Origin of the sequence: Natrarchaeobius oligotrophus (assembly GCF_003841465.1) — an archaeon.
GTDB lineage: Archaea > Halobacteriota > Halobacteria > Halobacteriales > Natrialbaceae > Natrarchaeobius > Natrarchaeobius oligotrophus.
The window spans coordinates 56,791-75,098 of record NZ_REFZ01000008.1; the positions used below are offsets into that span (position 1 = coordinate 56,791).

The window sequence follows — 18,308 nt, forward strand, 5'->3', positions numbered from 1 at the left end:
CGGCCGGCGGGAACGAATGCCGTGACCTTTAAGCGGCCTTCACTCACGTGTGGGGGTATGAAAGCAACCGCGATGGCCCATCCGATTCAGGGGCTGGTCAAGTACCACGGGATGCGCGACGACATCGAACGGCTCCCGTACCACGACAGCATCAGCCTCTGTACGGCCCCGAGTCACACCCGGACGACCGTCGAGTTCTCGATGGACCACGACGAGGACGCGTTCGTCGTCGACGGCGAGGAACTCGAGGGCCGCGCCGCCGAACGGGTCGAAGCCGTCGTCGAGAAGGCGCGCTCGCTGTCGGATGCCGCACACACGGTGTACCCCGTCCGCCTCGAGAGCGAGAACAGCTTTCCCTCGAACGTCGGCCTCGGCTCGTCGTCGTCGGGATTCGCGGCTGCGGCGATGGCGCTCGCGGAGGCGGCCGAACTCGACCTCTCGCTGCCCGAAATCTCGACGATCGCTCGCGTCGGCTCGGCGTCTGCCGCCCGGTCGGTGACGGGCGCGTTCTCGCAGCTTCACGCCGGGCTGAACGACGACGACTGTCAGTCACGACGCGTTCCGACGAACCTCCACGAGGATCTGAAGATCGTCGTCGGCCTCGTCCCCTACCACAAAGAGACCGAGGACGCCCACGAGGAGGCCGCCGACAGCCACATGTTCCAGGCCCGGAACGCTCACATCCACGACCAGATCGTCGAGATGCGCGACGCGTTACGAAGCGACGACTTCGATCGCGCGTTCGGACTCGCCGAGCAGGACTCGCTCTCGCTCGCGGCGACGACGATGACCGGCCCCTCGGGCTGGGTCTACTGGCAGCCCGCGACGCTGGCGATCTTCAACCGGGTGCGCGAACTCCGTGAACAAGAGGAGATCCCGGTCTACTTCTCGACCGACACCGGCGCGAGCGTCTACGTTAACACCACCGAGGAACACGCCGAACGCGTCGAAGAGGAGATCGCCGACTGCGGCGTCTCGACGACGATCTGGGACGTCGGCGGCCCCGCCAGGCTGCTCGAGGACGACGAGCACCTGTTCTAAACCGCCCGGTTGCACTGCGGACGTCGCGATCGTTCTCCGCACGGATGCGCCGTTGACCGGCGAACGGCTACCGCGAGCCCGCTCCCGGCTTACTACTCGAGCGGCGTCCAGGTTCGCGGCGAGTCGTTCAACCGCTCGTAGCCGTCCTCGGTGACGACGACCAGATCTTCGATTCTCACCCCGAACTCGCCCTCGAGGTAGACGCCGGGTTCGACGCTGAACACCATTCCCGGCTCGAGTTCGCGGTCGTTCTCGCTCGTGATGTAGGGGGGTTCGTGGACGTCGAGGCCGACGCCGTGGCCCGTCCGGTGGACGAACTGCTCGCCGTAGCCGCGCTCTTCGATCACCTCGCGGGCGGCCCGATCGATCTCGCGGGCTTCGACGCCGGGTTCGACGGCGTCGACCGCGACGTTGTGGGCCTCGAGGACCGTCTCGTGGACGGCTTCGAACTCGGCGGACGGCTCGCCGTCGAAGACGACGGTTCGGGTCTGATCGCCGGGGTAGCCCCCGATTCGGGTGCCGAAATCGAGGACAACGGGGTCGCCGGCTCCGATCTCGCGGTCGCCGTGGCGATGGTGCGGTCGAGCGCCGTTCGGTCCGCTCCCGACGACGGTTTCGAAGGAGACGCCCTCGCCGCCCGCGGCGGCGAGTCGGTCGTCGATCTCGGCGGCGAGTTCGGTCTCGGTCATCCCGATCGCCTCGGAGCCGAGGCGACGGATCGCCTCGCTGACGTCGTCCGAGATCCGCGCCGCCTCCGACAGCGCCTCGAGTTCGGCCTCGTCCTTGCGCAGGCGCAGGTCCTCGAGCACCTCGCTCGCTAAGCCGAACGTGGCGTCGGGGAACGTCGCCCGGAGGTCGTGGGTGAACATCGCCCACATCCGATCGTCGGCCAGGATCCGACCGCCGTCGAGGTCGAGTTCGCCGCCGACGGCCTCGAGCAGGTGAGTCGGGTCCTCGTCGTCGCCCCAGGTTCGAACGTCGTCGATTGGGGACGCGTCTCTGATCTGGTGGTCGTACATCTCCGGGGCGACGAACAGGTCGGCGTCGGACGTGACGAACAGGAGCAGGTGCCGCTCCATCGGCTCGTCCTCGAATCCCGAGAGGTAGTACATGTTCGTGCTCGGGAAGCAGACGAGCGCGTCCGCACCGCTCGCCGCGAGCGCTTCCCGGGCGCGCTCGAGTCTGGCCTCGATGGCGGCGTCGGTCATCGGGATCGACCTACGATGGCGGGTGCCTCAGTCATTCCGATCTGAGAGCAGCCGTCTCGTCGCGGTCGATCTCGAGGTCGTCGGTGATCGCGACGCCGTACTCCTCGCGGGCGGCCTCGCGCGAGACGTAGCCGTCGATCACGTCCTCGAGGACGGCTTCGAGGTCGCGGTCGAAGGGCTCGCCGTATCCCCCGCCACCGCCGGTCCGGTTGGAGATGACCTCGCCCTCGTGGAAGGTGCCTCGGAACATGCCGACCCATCGTCGGTCGTCGTCGTAGATGTCGGCGTTGTCGACGAGCACCTGGACGCGCTCGTCGGCGTCGTCGTGGAGGTCGAGTACGATGCCGTTTTTCGCGCCGGGCTCGCCGCCGTCGATCCCCCAGCCAGCCGTTCGCGTCTTCTGGACGATCGAGAGCGCGCCGACGGGGTGGTCGATCCGGAAGTCGCGCCTGAGTCCGAGCCCGCCGCGGTGTTTACCGGCACCGCCGGAGTCCTGGCGTAACGAGAGTCGGTCGAAGGAGACGGGCGCTTTGTTCTCGAACACCTCGACGGGGATGTTCTGGACCATCGTCTCGGTGACGTGCATGATCGCGTTCGCGCCGTCGTGGTCGTCCGTGCCACCCCAGCCGACCGCGTCGTTGTTGGCTTCGACGAACTGTCGGCCGGTCTCCGGATCCTCCCCGAAGAGCATGACGTCGTTCAGGTCGCCGCCCGAACTCGCCGGAATCCGGTCGGGCATGGCCTTCGAGAGCGCCTCGAAGACGACGTCGACGCTGACGATCGCGGTCCAGATGGTGAACGTCGGGGCCGGATAGCTCGCGTTGAACAGGTTCCCCTCGGGTGCGTGGATCGACAGCGGCTCGTACTGGCCTGCGTTCGAATCCTCCTTGGGCGTCGTGATCGTCTTGAAACAGAGCTTGCAGACGGTCTCGGTCATCCCGCGAGGGATGTTGAGCGGCTCGTCGACCTGATCGGCCGATCCCGAGAAGTCGACGTGAACCTCGTCGCCGTCGATCGTCACCTCGACTTCGATCCGGATGCCGTCGCCGGTCGTCCCGTCGGCGTGGTCGACCGCCGACCACGTCCCGTCGGGGAGGTCCCGGACGGCCTCGCGGGCGGTCCGCTCGCCGTGGTCCTGGATCCGATCGATGCAGGCGTCGATCGTCTCGCCGCCGTACTTCTCGTGGAGCTCCCGAAGCCGTCGCGTTCCGGTCCGGATCGCGGCGATCTGGGCGTTCAGGTCGCCGAGTACCTTGTCCGGGAGGCGGGAGTTAAACCGGATCAGGTCGAGCACCTCCTCGTCGGGCTCGCCACGTTTGTGGACCTTCGTGCCGGGGAAGATGACTCCTTCCTGGTGGACGTCGGTCGAATCGAGGACGTACCCCTCGTCTTTCGCCCCCAGATCGAGCCAGTGAGCGCGCGTCGCGGCGTAGCCGAGTAGTTCGTTCTCCGCACGGGGTACCTCGGGTCCCTCCCGAAAGATGGGGGCGAAGACGCCCACGTCGAGGGTGTGGGTCGAACTCCAGTAGGGGTAGTTCATCAGTATCACGTCGCCGGGCGCTAGGTCTTCCTCGCCGACGTGTTCGATCACCTTCTCGAGTGCGTAGTCGTTGGCCCCGAGAAACAACGCGAGCCCCGGCGAGTCCGCGATCAGGTTCCGGTCGCGGTCGTACAGCGAGATGCCGAAATCGAGAATCTCGTAGACGATGGTGTTGTAGGCGGTCCTGATCAGCGTCCGCTGCATCTCCGTCGCAGCCGAGGTGAGGTAGTTTCGCACCACCTCGACGGTGGCGGCGTCGACGTCGGTCCGACCGGTCGCGTTCGTGTCGCTCATGCTGGGTCACCTCCGGCGACGACGAGTTGACCGTACTCGTCGACGGTCGCCGTCTGGTCCGAGTGAAAGACGATGGTCGTGGTCGGCTCACGGACGATCGCCGGTCCGTCGATCGCGGTTCCCGCGGACAGGTCGTCGCGGTCGTAGACGTCGAACGTCGCGCGCTCGCCGACCGCGAAGCAGTACGCGTCCCTCATTTCGGTCGGATCGGTCGATCCCCCGGCGGGATCCGGACGCTCGAGCGGCGGCCTGTCGTTGTGGCCGATCGCCCGAACTCGCTGGTGGACGACCTCCGGTGGGTCGCCCATCGTGTGGCCGTAGCGGTCCTCGTGGGTGCGCTCGAACCGCTCGCCGATCTCGTCGATCGACTCGACGTCGGTCGCGTCCACCTCGACGGTGTGCTCCTGACCGAGATAGCGCATCTCGAGGGTGCGTTCGAGAGCGATCTCGCTTTCGTCGAACCCTTCGGCCGTGAGCGTCTCGACGGCCTCCGCGTCGAGATCGTCGAACGTCGACTCGAGGTCGGCGAGGGCGAGATCCGACAGCGCCGCGACGTTCGTCCGGGCGAAGTCGGAGACGACGTCCGCCATCAGCATCCCGAGCGCCGAGAAAACGGACGGCGCTCGCGGGACGACGACCTCCTCGACGTCCATTTCGCGGGCCAGCAGCGGAACGAACATCGGCCCCGCGCCGCCGAACGCCAGCATCGTGAACTCGCGGGGGTCGAGTCCCTTCTCGACGGTGGTCTCGCGGATCGCACCGACCGTGTTCGCGATCGTCACGTCGAAAATCCCCCGCGAGACGTCCGTCACGCTCGAGTCGAGCGGCCGAGCGAGCGACCGATCGATCGCCTCGCGAGCGCCCTCGGCGTCGAGTTCCACGTCGCCGCCGAGGAAGTCGTCGGGATCGAGGTAGCCGAGCGCGACTGCGGCGTCGGTGACCGTCGGCTCGGTTCCGCCCTGTCCGTACGCGACCGGTCCTGGATCGGCACCGGCGCTCCGGGGACCGACCTTCAGGAGGTCGCCGTCGAGCCAGGCGATCGAGCCGCCGCCTGCGCCGATCGTCCGGATGTCGTAGACCGGGATCTGCAGCGGCTGGTGCTCGAGCCGGGTGTCGTACTCGACGGCTGGCGTCCCGTCTTCGACGACGCAGGCGTCGAGGCTCGTCCCGCCCATATCGACGGTGATGAGATCCTCCCGGCCGGTTTCGCGGCCGACGTGGGACGCGCCGATGAGACCGCCGGCCGGACCCGAGAGGATCGTGTGAACCGGTGCGTCAGTCGCGCGCTCGGCGGCGAGCGTTCCGCCGCCCGACCGCGTGACGAAAAACGGCGCGTCGAATCCCTCGCTCTCGAGCGCGGCCGCGAGGTTCCCGACGTACGTCTCGAAGACGGGTTTGACGTAGGCGTCCATCACCGCCGTGCTCGTCCGTTCGTACTCTCGGTACTCGCGGGAGACGTCGCTCGAGATGGAGACGCTGACGTCGGGGTCGACGTCGCGGACGATCCGAGCGGCCCGCCGCTCGTGGTCCGGGTTCCGGTAGGCGTGGAGGAAGCAAATCGCGATCGCCTCGACGCCGTGGGACTCGATCAGGTGCGTCGCTGCCTCCTCGACTGCGGCTTCGTCGAGCGGTTCGACCTCCGAGCCGTCGGCGGCCAGCCGCCCCGGAACGCCGACGCGTCGTCGCCGGTCGACGAGCGACTCCGGTTTCTCGTACCGAATGTCGTACATCGACCCCCGCTCGACGTTGGTGCGACCGATCTCGTAGACGTCCCTGAACCCCTCGTTCGTGATGATCCCGGTCGTCGCACCCTCGCGCTCGAGGACGGCGTTCAGGCCGAGCGTCGTGCCGTGGACGAACGCGTCGGTCTCCTCGAGCGTCGCGCCGACGTTCTCGATCGAGGAGACGACGCCCGCTTCGGGCTCCTCCGGCGTCGTCGAAACTTTTTCGACGGTAACCTCGCCGCTCGAGCGGTCGAACGTGATCGCGTCGACGAACGTCCCGCCGACGTCGACTGCCAGTCGTTCTGTCACGTGATATCACACCTCAATAATCGACTCGATGACGCCGAAACAAATAGACGTTGCGTCGACGAAAGCGAGAACGGAGACGGGGTGGGACGCCGGCTCGGTTTCCGCCTCGCATTCGGCCGACAGTTATGGGGATAGAGCGGCTAGGTATCGTATGCACGTCGTCGTGCTCGGTGCGGGATACGCGGGGATTTCGGTGACGCGAAGGCTCGAGCGCCGGCTTCCCTCGGACGTCGAGCTCACGCTGGTCAACGACTCGCCCGACCACCTTATCCAGCACGAACTCCACCGCGTCATCAGGCGGCCCGAACTCGCCCCGGAGATCACCGTCTCGCTCCCCGAAGTGCTCGATCGCGCGGCCGTCCAGGTCGCGCGGGTGGAACGGATCGACCGCGACGAACGGACGGTCGTCCTCTCGAACGAGCGGCTGTCCTACGACGTCGCGGCGGTCTGTCTGGGTGCGGAGACGGCGTACTACGGACTCGAGGGCGTCCGCGAGCACGCGACGCCGCTCAAGCGACTCTCGCACGCCCACCGGATTCGCTCGCGCGCGCTCGAGGTCCTCACCGACGGCGGAGCGCGGATCGTCGTCGGCGGAGCCGGCCTCTCCGGGGTTCAGGTCGCCGGCGAACTGGCCGCGCTCGCGCGGGAGAGAGACCCCGACGCCACCGTGGCGCTCCTCGAACAGTTCGATTCCGTCGCGCCGCAGTTTCCCGCGAACTTCCAGCGAGCCGTCGATCGGGCCCTTTCGGACGCGGGCGTCGAGGTGCGCACGGGCGCGACCGTCGAGACCGCCGACGAGCGCGCCGTTCACCTCGAAGCGGGCGAGCGGATTCCGTTCGACCAGTTCGTCTGGACTGGCGGTATCCGCGGACCGGACGCCCTCGACGGTGAGCGGCCGACGGTCCGCAGCGACCTCCGACTCGGCGAGCGCACGTTCGCGCTGGGAGACGCCGCTCGAGTCGTGGACGAAGACGGCGACCCCACCCCGGCGAGCGCCCAGGCGGCCGTACGCCAGGCGCGGACGGCGGCGGCGAACGTGACGAAACTGGTCGAGGCGCTGGGGGAAACCGGAACCGCCGACGCCGGCTTCGAACCCGAACTGGACCGGTTCTCCTTTCGCGCACCCGGCTGGCTCGTCAGCGTCGGCGACGATGCGGTCGCACAGGTCGGGCCCGCGGTCCTCACCGGCCGCCCCGCGAAAGCGCTGAAATCCTCCGTCGGCGTGGGCTATCTCTCGTCGGTCGGCGCGACCGGAGCCGCGGTCGGCCGCGCCCGGTCGGAGTTCGATCCGCGACGCTACCTCGATTGAATTCCGGAACCGACGTGGGTCGAAATCGCGCGCGGACACGCCCTCGAGTACCCACCCGAAAACGGAACGGGCCGCCCGCGAAACGCACGGTCAGGTCCAGCGATCCAGTCCCGTCTGCGTGACGCTCTCTTCGATGCGCTCGAAGCCGCGTTCGACCTCCTCGGCGTCGACGTCCCACTCGTCGGTGACGTACGCCCTCGCGGCCTCGAGATCCGGCTCGAGCGTCGGATCGAACGCGTAGTCGTCGGTCACGTTGGGCTGTCGGAACAGCTGTCGAACGCGGTCGCCGTACTCGACGCTGTCGCCGCGGGCCTCGAGGACGCTCCAGAGGTCGCCGTGTTCGGTGATCTCCGCGATGGCCGTCTTCGGACCGATCCCCGAGACGCCCTCGTTGAAGTCGGTGCCGATGAGGATCGCGGCGTCGACGAGCTGTTCGAGGGTGAGGTCGTGGCGCTCGAGGGTCGCCGCGAGGTCCATCAGTTCGGGATTCCCCTTGCTCGTCAGCTGGCGAAGCGTCAGCGGCGCGCCAAAGAGCAGGGCGTCGTAGTCCTCGGTCCCGACGTAGTCGGCGTCGCCGCGGCGGACGATGTGGGCCGCCTGGGCCTCGCCCTCGGCGGGAGCCTCGATGATCGGGACGTCGAGCAGGCCCAGCAGTTCGCGGCTCGTCTCCTGGATCGTCGGCGTCAACCGCTGCGTGCGCGATTCCAGCTGGGCGATCGCGACCTCGTCACCTTCCTCGCGGGCCACCTCGAGCTGTTGTTCGTACGTCTCGCGTTGCTCGCGGCGCGACTCGATCTCGTCGGCTTTGAGTTCGGAGGGACCGCCGTCGAACACCATCACCGGCGTGACGTCGTGTTCGAAGAACTTGGGGAGTCCCTGAACGATCCCCACGAGGTTCGCCACCTCGATACCGTCCGGCGTCGTGTACGCGGCGCTGTTGGTCCACTTGACCGTCGTCGTCAGATACCGGTAGAGCCAGTTGTGCGCGTCGACGGCGACGACGCCCTCGACCTCGTCGAAGGGAATCTCCTCGATGACGGCGATCTCCCGGAGTGCAGCGTTTCCCATCGTCGTACCGTTCGGAGGGCTGGGATTTGAATCGTTGGCTTCTCCCCGCTCGGACGTCTTACCGCGACGACCGGACGGATCACGAGCACGGACCGAACTCACGCGCCCAGTTCCGGACCGACAGACTCGAGGCCGACGCGGGCCGTCGGCACCATCAGTCGCCAGCTACCATCAACAGTCAAGTACGTCCGTTTGAAAGTCAGGTACTACTGAACATGCTACTCGGGGACACGATAGACGTTCGAACGGGTACTCTCAGACGGCGGACGTTTCATCGGTGAGTTCACTCGGATGAACCCAGGAACGCTCAGTCGGCGACGCTACGTGGCTGTTGCGACAGGATTCGCGGTTAGCGGTGACGGTCTACCGGGCGGAATCCACCAGGTGTCGATGGAGGACGCCGAAGCGACCGTGCAAGACCCAGAGATCGTCTGGGATCGGACGATCAACGGTGAAATCAGCGTTACTCACGACGGAGGATATCTCTTCGTGAGTGCTGGTGAACAGCCGGCGACCGCGATCGACCTGGACGATGGAACGGAGGCCTGGCAGGCTACCGATGGACGCGGCGTGCACGTGCTCGGCGAGGAGACGATGTACGTCGGTGGCCAATTAGGTGCGAGCGGTGTGCAGGATGGAACGCACGCGATCGACCGCAGCACCGGAGAAACCGTTTGGCAGGTGGACGTCGATTTCCCACCCGTCGGGCAACTCGGAAGCGTTCTGATACTGGTAGATAGAGTCGACGGTCAGCTTTTCGGACTGGACGCGAGCGACGGAGAGTCGCGCTGGGAGTTTACCGCAGATGCGCAACTGTCGAGGTGGACCGTCTCTTCGACGGACGACCTCTACGTCGGGGGTCAAGATGGACGGGTTACAGCCATCGACGTCGAGACCGGTGAACAGCGATGGAGCGTCGATCCGGAGCTCCCATCGACCTGGGTGGATCCGAACGTCGTCGACGGTGACGACGTCTACGTGGGAAGTCACTGGGGAACGGTCGTGAAACTCGACGGGGAGACCGGTGAAGAACGCTGGCGCAACGAGGTCGGAAACGCCGATATTGAAGGCGCGCCTGGTACGTCGGGGATGTACCTCGAAGATCACCTGTACGTGTTGAGCCACAGCCCGACGCAGATCGAGGCGCTCGAGCCGGAAACGGGAGAGACCGCGTGGACGCACGAGTTGGAGGGGACGCCGGAGGGCGCCGTGATCGATGGCGAGATCGTGTATCTGGGCGCGGGCGACGAGACGGTTAAAGCGATCGACGCCGAGGACGGCGCTCTCGAGTGGCAATCCGATATACGCGGACGGAGTGGAACGCCCGCGTTGGTCGACGGTCGATTGTACGTCGGCAGCCGTACCGATCAGCTATACGCGCTCGATGCGGAAACGGGGGACGAGTACTGGTCGATAGAAACCCCCGATTGGGTTCGCCGGCAGCCGATCGTTCGGGACGAGACGATTATCGCGAGCGTGAGGGGCTTCGATCACGCCGACGGTCGCGTCTTCGCTATCGGGGAAGCGGACGAAGAGACGGATGAAAGCCGAGAGTCCTCGCTGGTACCGGTTGCCGCTGCCGGAGGTATCGGAGCGGCCACACTGCTCGGCGGGTATCTATTCGCACGTCGGAGACGCAGCGGAGACGATGACGCGACCGCACCCGACGCGGAATCGAACGGGAACTCGGACGAACGAGCAGCGTCGTCCGCTTCGGAATCGGAGACGACCGGCTCCGTTCCGTCGCTTCGATCGCAAGCCGAAACCGTCCGGAACGCAGCCGAGGCCGCCCGCGAGAAAGGCGACTTCGAGGAAACGCTCGAGGCGTACGATCGGGCCACAGACCGCTATCGCGCGGCGCTCGACGACGCGGGTGACGAAGCGGCCGATCTGCGAGTCGCAATCGACGATCTCCGCGCCGAGCGCCGCTCCGTCCGACAGCTCGTCGACCAGCGAGAAGAGCTTCGGGACACGCTCGGCGTTGCCGAGCGAAGCCTTCACGAGGCGATCGTCGCCCACGTCGAAGGGGAAGGAACCCTCCCCCGGATCCGCTACCGGCAAGCGCGTGACGCCTACGACGACGCGTTGGAACTGCTCGGAGAAGCCGATCGCGATCCGCTCGAGGCTCCCCTCTCCGTACCGATCGAGTTCGAGGGATCGCACCCCCCGTCGGAGGTGACGAACCTCCCGGGCGCGTCCGAACGGGAAATCGAGGTGCTTGCGAAAGCGGGAATCGAGACGATCGACGACCTCGCGTCTGACGACGACCTCCCGGGGAGCGTCGCCGATTCGGAGGGGCTGTCCGAGGAGTTGATCGGTCGATTGCGCCCCCTCTTGTGGTGGTACGGGGACGGCGAGGTGACGTTCGACACCCGCGAGGCGATCGAACGGCGACGGAGCCACGCCTCGACTGGACTGGACGCATTGTGAGCAATACGCTCTCACGGAGGCGCTTTCCGGAACTGGGATCGATCCTGCGACTACTACCCGGACTCGCGCGGTGCGCCACTGGAGTTCCGGGTGCGAACGCGAGCATCCCGATACCGGCGACGCAGTCGGGGCAGTACGTTCTCGTGACGGCCGCGTAGCGGTCCGCCACGCGGAACGCGGCTCGCTCGAGGGGTGCACCACCCGGTCGTCGGGAATCGGATCGCCGCAACGATCGCAGACGGGTTCGGGACCGTCTTGGGGGTCGGGTACCCATACACCCGACGTATTTCGTTCGCGCGTCCCTCCGTTCTGCAGTTCGGTGCGAGTAGTTCCAGCCCTGACGATCGAACTGATCGGTACTAGCAGTGCTCCGTTCGATGAATCGAGAGAGCGTCTCGCGCTCGAGTCGATCGAAACGGTTCGCGAGCGAGAATCGACAGCACGGGCGAGCGCCGACGTCGCGACTCAGCCGGTATCCGTCTCCGGCGGCCGCCGTCCGCGACGAGACTCGAGGAACGACTCCTCGGCGTCCGAGAGCTCGCGCTCGCGAAACTCCTCGAGGCCGGCCCGGTAGCGCTCGCGACGCGCGTCGTCGTCCGATTCGTCGCGGTTCGAAACCGCACCCGCGTCGCCGTCCGCGTTCGTCACCCCGGGCGAGGCTTCCTCGCTTCGATCGCCGCGCTCGAGCGGCGGCGGATACTCGAGCAGCAACTCGGCGATGCCGGTCGTCTCGCCGGTGTAGCCGAAGCCGGTCCGGTAGAGGGCCTCGTAGGCGAACGGGTTGTTGACGGCGATCCGGAGGCGATCGTAGCCACGCGACAGGGCGCGCTCGCGGACGAGCGCGAGCAGTTCCGGACCGATCCCCTCGCCGCGACGGTCGCGGTCGACGGTCACGTACCGAATCCACAGCGTCCGCTCGTCGGTTCGGTCCTCGTTGAACGACGCGGCGGCGACGACGTCACCGTCCGCGTTCCGGGCGACCGCCTTCCCCGTGTTCGTCATGACGAACTTCCCGGCGTAGCTGAATCGCTCGTGATCGAGTCGAAGTTTCGGACCGTCGGACGGCCAGCCGAGCAGTTCGCAGTTCACGGCGAACCGTGGGGTCGCCACCGCAAAGAGAGTGGCGGGCGGCGCCGACCGATGGCGACCGATCTGGCTCCTGCCGGTCAAACCCTTTTGGCGACGGTCGTGGTAAGGCAGGCTACGATGAGCGCCGAATCCGATAACACGTCAGCGTTCGGTATCGAGAGCTCCTGGGGCTGGTCGGTCGGCGGCGCCCTCGGCGGCGCGATCGGTGCGGCAGCGTTCGGCCTCCTGATGTGGGCGGTCGATCCGGAGGTGCTCGCCGTCGCGATTCCGGCGATCTACGGCCTCGATCCCGTCGGCGTCATCGGCTGGGGGATCCACGTCGCACACGGGATCGTCCTCGGCCTCGTCTTCGGGTTCGTCGTCACCCGCGAGACGATCGTCAGCGTCCTGAAGGCGAGCCCCGAAACGGACGCGCTCTCGCGCACGAACCTGACCCTCCGGGTCATCGCCGCCGGCTTCGTCTTCGGGCTGGCGATCTGGGCGATCCTCCCGCTGCTCGTCCTCCCCGTCTGGCTCGAGGCGGTCGGAACCCAAGCCGCCGGCGATTTCCCGGCGATCGCCGTCGAGAGCCTCCTGGGTCACGTCCTGTTCGGCACGGTCCTCGGAATCGTCTTCGCCGCGAGCGTCGACCTGCGCGATCGGGACCCCGAGACGTCTCTCGAGGAGTGAGCGGACGTCACCTCACTCGCCCATTTTTCGAAACCGTCGTGGACCACTCCGACCCACCGACGCTCGAGTGCACCGCTTAGAAGCGGTTCCGCCAGCGTTGCGTGCCCAACACTTCGTCTTTCATCGCCGAACAGTGTTCGTTCGCTCGCCGCTGTTCGAACTCGTGGGTGAGATCGTCGACGCACTCCTCCCAGGAGCCGCCGATCGACGACCAGTACTCGAGGACGCTGTCTCTGTCCCAGCCCTCCGGAAGACCGTCGAGGCCGTCGACGTCCTCGTCGACGACGTCCGTCAGCGCCTCGCCGTCGGTCGTCTCGGTGGCGTCGTCGTCTTCGAGATCGCTGTCTTCGAGCGCCGACGAACGATAGACCGCCGAGCCGACCGACTCGAGGCCGACGACGTAGGCCGGACTGTCGTCGCTCGCGTCCACGTCCGTCAGTTCGTCGTCGCCCTGCGGGAACGCGACCCCCTCGGTGAGAACGGCCGCGACGACGCCGCGACCGGACGGCGTGGCAACGACGTCGCCCTCCTCGTACCTGGTGTCGCTCATGTCTGAGCGTTCGACCGCCGGGTGCGTAATGCCGGTGCACGGACGTGCAAGTGCCGGTGCGGAGATCGATGGGAAATCGATAAGCGGTCGTGCGACAAACACCCGCGGAGGACCGAATTACGACTGACGCACCTCGAGCGACGAACTTCGAGAAACCGATCAATGAGAGACGATCGACGCACGACGGCCCACGACGAACGGATCGCCTCGAGACGCTGGCGGCGGTCCGGAGGAACGTGATGGACGTCCGCGAGTGGCTCGAGCGGGTGCGAGCACAGCGGTGGGGGATGGTGGTCGATCTGGCGTTCGCCGTCGCCTGGGTGACGATGGTCCACGCCCTCTTTCTGGTTCTCGACGGACCCGACTGGGCGTACTACGGCTTCATGCTCGCGGGCGTCGTCGCCTACTTCGGATTCATGGGAAGTCTCGAGCGCGCGCGAGCGGACCGAGAGCGGTCGAACGAGTAACGAACCGGAACGCCGATCACGTTCGCGATTGCGAACGGCCGTCAGTCTTCCTTTCGAACGTCGACGACGAGCACCGGAATATCGGTCGTCCGGAGCGTTCGCTCGGCGACGCTGCCGAGCAGGACGCGCCGGACGCCGCCCCGTCCCGCCGAGCCCATGACGATCAGGTCGACGTCGTTGTCGTCGGCGTAGTCGGCGATCTTCCGGTGCGGGCTGCCCGCGACGATCGCCTCGGTCACGTCGACGTCGCGGTCGGCCGCGCGCCTGCTCACGCCGGAGACGGCGTCTCGAGCGCGTTGCTCGAGTTCGGGCAGGTCGCCGAAGTCGCCCTGTCTGAAGCGGTCGATCTGTTCCGCGCCGACGGCGACCCCCATCGCGTCGAGGTCGACGACGTACAGCGCGTGGACGTCGGCGTCGTAGGTGGCGGCGAGGTCGACCGCGTGTTCGATGGCGGTTTCGGCAACGGGGCTTCCGTCCGTCGGAACGAGTATCGTGTCGTACATGGTCAGTCGTCGGCGTTGGTTCCGCCGTCGGTGGCGGCGTCTTCCGCGGTTTCCATTCGACGCATCGGTTCGGGGCTGTGACACTGTCGGACGAGACGTTTGACGTCCTCCGGCGGATCGGCGGTAACGATCGACACCGCGATGATCACCGCGAAGACGATCGGCACGCCGAGCAACGCCGAGGAGGTGCCGGGGAGCCACGTCGCCAGTTCGGGAACGAGCGCGTCGTCGACGCCCGTGTACATCGGAATCGCCGTGTCGTTCAGGATCGCGCCGAACGAGAGCGCGATGCCCGCAAGCATGCCGGCGATCGCCCCCTCCCTGGTCGTGTGTTCCCACCAGAGGCCGAGAAAGAACACGGGGAAGAAGACACAGCCCGCGATCGCGAACGACATCGCGACGAGTTCGCCGATGAGCGCCGGCGGATTGAGCCCGATGAGCGTCACCAGAACGCCGATGCCGAGGATGGTCGAGCGACCGACGAGCAGCTGCTCGCGCTGGCTCGCGTCGTCCTTGTAGAGATTCGTGTAGATGTCGTGGGCGGCCGCCGACGACGCGGTGATGAACAGCCCCGAGGTCGTCGCGAGCGCGGCCGCGACCGCGCCGGCGGCGACCAGTCCGACCAGCCACTCCGGCAATCCGGCCAGCTGCGTCGTCAACACGACGAGCGCGTCGGCTTCCTCGCCGGACATGCCGGTGAACCCGTCCGTACCGGGAACCTCGCGATCGTAGAGCAGGCCGCCGAAAGCCGCGTACGTCGCGGTTCCCCAGTACAGCAGACAGATGAAAAACAGCCCCCAGACGGTCGACCAGCGGGCCGTCCGCTCGTTGTCTACCGTGTAAAAGCGCACGAGGACGTGGGGGAGCCCGCAGGTTCCCACGATGAGGCTGAACGCGAGCGCGATCCAGCCGTAGTAGCCCGCGCTCGCGAACGGCTCGACGAACTGAGCCTCGAGGCTCGCGGCCTCGGCGACCTGCGGGCCGGCCTCGAGGTACGGGAGGACGGTCGACCACCCCTCCGCCCAGCCGGTGGCGTAGAGCCCCAGCGTGAAGGCGATGATGAGGATGACGTACTGGATGGCCATGTTCTTGGTCGTCCCCAGCATCCCGGAGAGGGCGACGTAGCCGATCGTGACGCCCATCAGCAGTACGACGCCGGCCTCGTAGGAGACGCCGAAGATGTACTGCGCCATCAGCCCCATGCCGCTCGCCTGACCGATCGCGTAGGTGAACGCGATCGCGAGGGTCGTGAACGCGGCGATCCCTCGCGCCCAGTCCGAGTAGAACCGATCGCCGACGAAGTCCGGCGCGGTGTACTTTCCGAATCGACGAAACTGCGCGGCCATGAAGATGAGCAGGATGAAATAGCCCGTCGTCCAGCCGACGACGTACGCGAGCCCGAAGTAGCCGAGCGTCGCGACCAGCGCCGCCACGCCGAGGTAGGAGGCGGCGCTCATCCAGTTCGCGCCGATGGCCATCCCGTTCTCGATCGGCCCGATCGACCGGCCGGCGACCCACAGTTCGTCGACCGCGGCGACCCGGAAAAAGTAGCCGACGCCGAGAAACAGCGCCAGCATCACCGCGACCGTCAGCGCCGGGATCAGCTTGAACTCGCCGACGTCGAGCGCCGTCTCCTGTAACACGACCGGCTCGAGCACCTCGAGCATCAGTCGTCACCACCCTCGGCGGCGACGGAACCCGAGTCCGCTGTTCGGTCGTGGGAGATGCCGTACTTGTCGTCGAGGCGATCGCGTTGTATCGCGTACGCGACCGAGAGGACGAGCGCGCCGAGTGGCGTCACGATCGCGGCCAGAAAGAAGTGCAACGGAAACCCGTTCAACACGGTCGTCTCGGTCAGCAGCGTCGGCTCGACGAGGAGTATCGTCGTCGGTCCGAACACGACGAGAATCCACGCGAGAAACGACAGCCAGATCACGCGCAGGTGATCCCGCATGAACGGCGTCGCCGGCTTGAAAATGTTTATTTCCTCGTCGAGGTACGCTTCCGTTCGCACGCCGCCGTCGGACTCGGCGGACGCCGCCGTATCGTGATTGTTATCATCTGACATTTGTGGGGGAGGGGGGTACGTCCGTGACTGGTGGGTGCTGACTGAAAGAGAAATCGAGCGGCTAGCTGGAGTCGACCTGGTCCGCGATGTCGTCGACGACGTCGGGGTTTCGCAGCGTCGACGTGTTACCGAGTTCGTTACCGCTGGCGATGTCCTCGAGCAGGCGGCGCATGATCTTGCCCGAGCGCGTCTTCGGCAGTTCGGGCGTGAAGATCACTTCCTCGGGCTTTGCGATGGGGCCGATGGAGTCGAGAATACCCTGAACGGCTCGCTCTTCGAGGTCCGCGTCGCCGTCGTAGCCGTCTTCGGGGATGGCGTAGACGTAGACGGCCTCTCCTTTGACCTCGTGATCGCCGCCGACGACCGCAGCCTCCGCGATACCCTCGACGCCGACGACGGCCGACTCGATCTCCATGGTACCGAGACGGTGGCCGGAGACGTTGATCACGTCGTCGACCCGGCCGAGGATGGTGATGTAGCCGTCGTCGTCGATCTTCGCGCCGTCTTCGGGGAAGTACACCCACTCGTCGGCGCCTTCGTCGGAGTACTCCTCCCAGTACTCGCTGATGAACCGCTCGTCGTTGTTGTACAACGTCCGGAGCATGCCGGGCCACGGTTTGTTCACGGTGACGTAGCCGGCCTGTCCGGCGCCGACCTCCGCTCCCTCGGCGTCGACGACCTGTGCGCCGATTCCCGGCAGCGGCGGACCGGCGGTACCGGGTTTCATGGTGTTGATCCCCGGCAGCGTGGTGATCATCATGCCGCCGGTCTCGGTCTGCCACCAGGTGTCGACGATCGGACACTCCTCGCCGCCGATGTGCTTGTAGTACCACTTCCAGGCACGGGGGTTGATCGGCTCGCCGACGGTCCCGAGCAGTCGCAGGCTCGAGAGGTCGTGTTGCTCGGGGTACTTCTCACCCCACTTCATGAACGCCCGGATCGCCGTCGGTGCCGTGTAGAAGACGTCGACTTCCTCTCGCTCGACGATCTCCCAGAGGCGGTCCTTGTCGGGATAGTCGGGGGTTCCCTCGTACATGACGGTGCTCGTCCCGAGCGCGAGCGGTCCGTAGACGATGTAGGAGTGGCCCGTGATCCAGCCGATGTCGGCCGCACACCAGTAGGTGTCTTCCGGTTTCAAGTCGAGCACCGAGTGGCTGGTCCAGGCGGCGTAGGCGAGGTAGCCGCCGGTGGTGTGTTTCACCCCTTTCGGTTTGCCCGTCGTCCCGGAGGTGTACATCAGAAACAGCATGTCCTCGGCGTCGCGTGCGACCGGCTCGACCGACGCGCCTTCGTTCTCCGCGACCAGTTCGTCGTAGTCTCGCTGGTTCTCCGAGAGCGAGTGCTCGAGTTCGTCGCCGAGGCGGTCGACGACGACGACGTCCGACACCTCGTGGTCGACGCCCTCGAGACCCTCGTTGGCCTTCGAGAGGTGATCGAGGGCGTCCCCGCGACGGTAGTAGCCGTCGCAGGTGACCAGATACTCGCTGTCGGCCGAATTCATCCGGGTTGCCAGCGCGTCCGCGGAGAAGCCGGCGAAGACGACGCTGTGTGGCGCGCCGATGCGCGCACAGGCCAGCATCGCGATCGGCAACTCCGGAATCATCGGCATGTAGAGGGTGACCACGTCGTCCTCCTCGACGCCGAGGTCCCGAAGCGTCGCGGCGAACGCTTCGACCTCCGCCAGCAGGTCGCCGTAGGTGTACGTCCGCGTCTCACCCGGTTCGCCCTCCCACTTGATCGCCGTTCGATCCGACGCACCGTCTGCTACGTGCCGATCGAGACAGTTGTAGGAGGCGTTGAGTTCGCCGCCGGTAAACCACTCGTAAAACGGCTCGTTCGAGTCGTCGAGAACGGTATCGTAGGACTCCTCCCACGAGAGGAGGTCCGCCGCCCGCTCCCAGCAGTCCGGCCAGTTCTCCTCGAACTCCTCGTAAATCCCTGGGTCGGTGACGTTCGCCTGTTCGACGAACGACTCGGGGGGATCGAACGCCTCCTGTTCTTCGAGTCGCGCCTCGAGGCTAGCTTCGTCCTGTGTCATG

General features: G+C 66.6%; 15 protein-coding genes. 5 read left to right on the forward strand and 10 right to left on the reverse strand.

The genetic code is table 11. The annotated features are described in order from the left end of the window. Positions 1-57: 57 nt before the first annotated feature. Positions 58-1,041 (forward strand): phosphomevalonate decarboxylase MvaD, encoded by a 984-nt coding sequence (gene mvaD, locus EA472_RS12935; protein ID WP_124191934.1) that lies wholly within the window; start codon positions 58-60, stop codon positions 1,039-1,041. A gap of 92 nt (positions 1,042-1,133) precedes the next feature. Here mvaD and EA472_RS12940 read toward each other — a convergent pair whose 3' ends face one another. Genes EA472_RS12940 through EA472_RS12950 form a run of 3 tightly spaced genes read right to left on the reverse strand, consistent with a single transcriptional unit; the run spans position 1,134 to position 6,116 of the window. Beyond that, complete coding sequence (locus tag EA472_RS12940) at positions 1,134-2,249, reverse strand: M24 family metallopeptidase (protein ID WP_124191935.1); 1,116 nt, start codon at positions 2,247-2,249, stop codon at positions 1,134-1,136. A gap of 31 nt (positions 2,250-2,280) precedes the next feature. Then, on the reverse strand, positions 2,281-4,083 hold the full coding sequence (locus EA472_RS12945; RefSeq protein ID WP_124191936.1) for a hydantoinase B/oxoprolinase family protein: 1,803 nt from the start codon (positions 4,081-4,083) through the stop codon (positions 2,281-2,283). Further along, the gene (locus tag EA472_RS12950) at positions 4,080-6,116 is read right to left on the reverse strand and encodes a hydantoinase/oxoprolinase family protein (protein ID WP_124191937.1); all 2,037 of its coding nucleotides are present in this window, start codon (positions 6,114-6,116) and stop codon (positions 4,080-4,082) included. The genes EA472_RS12945 and EA472_RS12950 overlap by 4 nt, the downstream gene beginning before the upstream one ends. A 151-nt stretch (positions 6,117-6,267) precedes the next feature. Here EA472_RS12950 and EA472_RS12955 point away from each other — a divergent pair, with 151 nt between their 5' ends. After that, on the forward strand, positions 6,268-7,425 hold the full coding sequence (locus EA472_RS12955) for an NAD(P)/FAD-dependent oxidoreductase (protein WP_124191938.1): 1,158 nt from the start codon (positions 6,268-6,270) through the stop codon (positions 7,423-7,425). A gap of 90 nt (positions 7,426-7,515) precedes the next feature. Here EA472_RS12955 and fen read toward each other — a convergent pair whose 3' ends face one another. After that, on the reverse strand, positions 7,516-8,493 hold the full coding sequence (gene fen / locus EA472_RS12960) for a flap endonuclease-1 (protein WP_124191939.1): 978 nt from the start codon (positions 8,491-8,493) through the stop codon (positions 7,516-7,518). Positions 8,494-8,883: 390 nt separating this feature from the next. Here fen and EA472_RS12965 point away from each other — a divergent pair, with 390 nt between their 5' ends. After that, complete coding sequence (locus EA472_RS12965; protein WP_165874888.1) at positions 8,884-10,923, forward strand: outer membrane protein assembly factor BamB family protein; 2,040 nt, start codon at positions 8,884-8,886, stop codon at positions 10,921-10,923. Positions 10,924-11,388: 465 nt separating this feature from the next. On the opposite strand, the gene EA472_RS12970 is transcribed toward EA472_RS12965, so the two are convergent. Continuing rightward, positions 11,389-12,012 (reverse strand): GNAT family N-acetyltransferase, encoded by a 624-nt coding sequence (locus tag EA472_RS12970; RefSeq protein ID WP_124191941.1) that lies wholly within the window; start codon positions 12,010-12,012, stop codon positions 11,389-11,391. A gap of 117 nt (positions 12,013-12,129) precedes the next feature. Between EA472_RS12970 and EA472_RS12975 the strand changes: the two genes are divergently transcribed. After that, positions 12,130-12,681 (forward strand): hypothetical protein, encoded by a 552-nt coding sequence (locus EA472_RS12975; RefSeq protein WP_124191942.1) that lies wholly within the window; start codon positions 12,130-12,132, stop codon positions 12,679-12,681. A 76-nt stretch (positions 12,682-12,757) separates the two neighbouring features. Here the strand turns inward: EA472_RS12975 and EA472_RS12980 are convergent, their stop codons facing one another. Beyond that, positions 12,758-13,231 carry a hypothetical protein gene (locus tag EA472_RS12980; protein WP_124191943.1) on the reverse strand — a complete coding sequence of 158 codons (474 nt, stop codon included), beginning with the start codon at positions 13,229-13,231 and terminating at the stop codon, positions 12,758-12,760. A gap of 239 nt (positions 13,232-13,470) precedes the next feature. Between EA472_RS12980 and EA472_RS12985 the strand changes: the two genes are divergently transcribed. Next, the gene (locus EA472_RS12985) at positions 13,471-13,698 is read left to right on the forward strand and encodes a hypothetical protein (RefSeq protein WP_165874889.1); all 228 of its coding nucleotides are present in this window, start codon (positions 13,471-13,473) and stop codon (positions 13,696-13,698) included. Positions 13,699-13,739: 41 nt separating this feature from the next. On the opposite strand, the gene EA472_RS12990 is transcribed toward EA472_RS12985, so the two are convergent. The 4 genes from EA472_RS12990 to acs form a co-directional block, all read right to left on the reverse strand. Continuing rightward, entirely contained in the window at positions 13,740-14,201 is a 462-nt protein-coding gene (locus EA472_RS12990; protein WP_124191944.1) for a universal stress protein, read from the reverse strand. A gap of 2 nt (positions 14,202-14,203) precedes the next feature. Then, complete coding sequence (locus EA472_RS12995; RefSeq protein WP_124191945.1) at positions 14,204-15,868, reverse strand: sodium:solute symporter family transporter; 1,665 nt, start codon at positions 15,866-15,868, stop codon at positions 14,204-14,206. Then, positions 15,868-16,269: a DUF4212 domain-containing protein gene (locus EA472_RS13000; RefSeq protein ID WP_124191946.1), complete on the reverse strand. Its 402-nt coding sequence runs from the start codon at positions 16,267-16,269 to the stop codon at positions 15,868-15,870. The genes EA472_RS12995 and EA472_RS13000 overlap by 1 nt, the downstream gene beginning before the upstream one ends. 61 nt (positions 16,270-16,330) lie before the next feature. After that, entirely contained in the window at positions 16,331-18,307 is a 1,977-nt protein-coding gene (gene acs, locus EA472_RS13005) for an acetate--CoA ligase (RefSeq protein WP_124191947.1), read from the reverse strand. Between the last annotated feature and the right edge of the window lies 1 nt (position 18,308).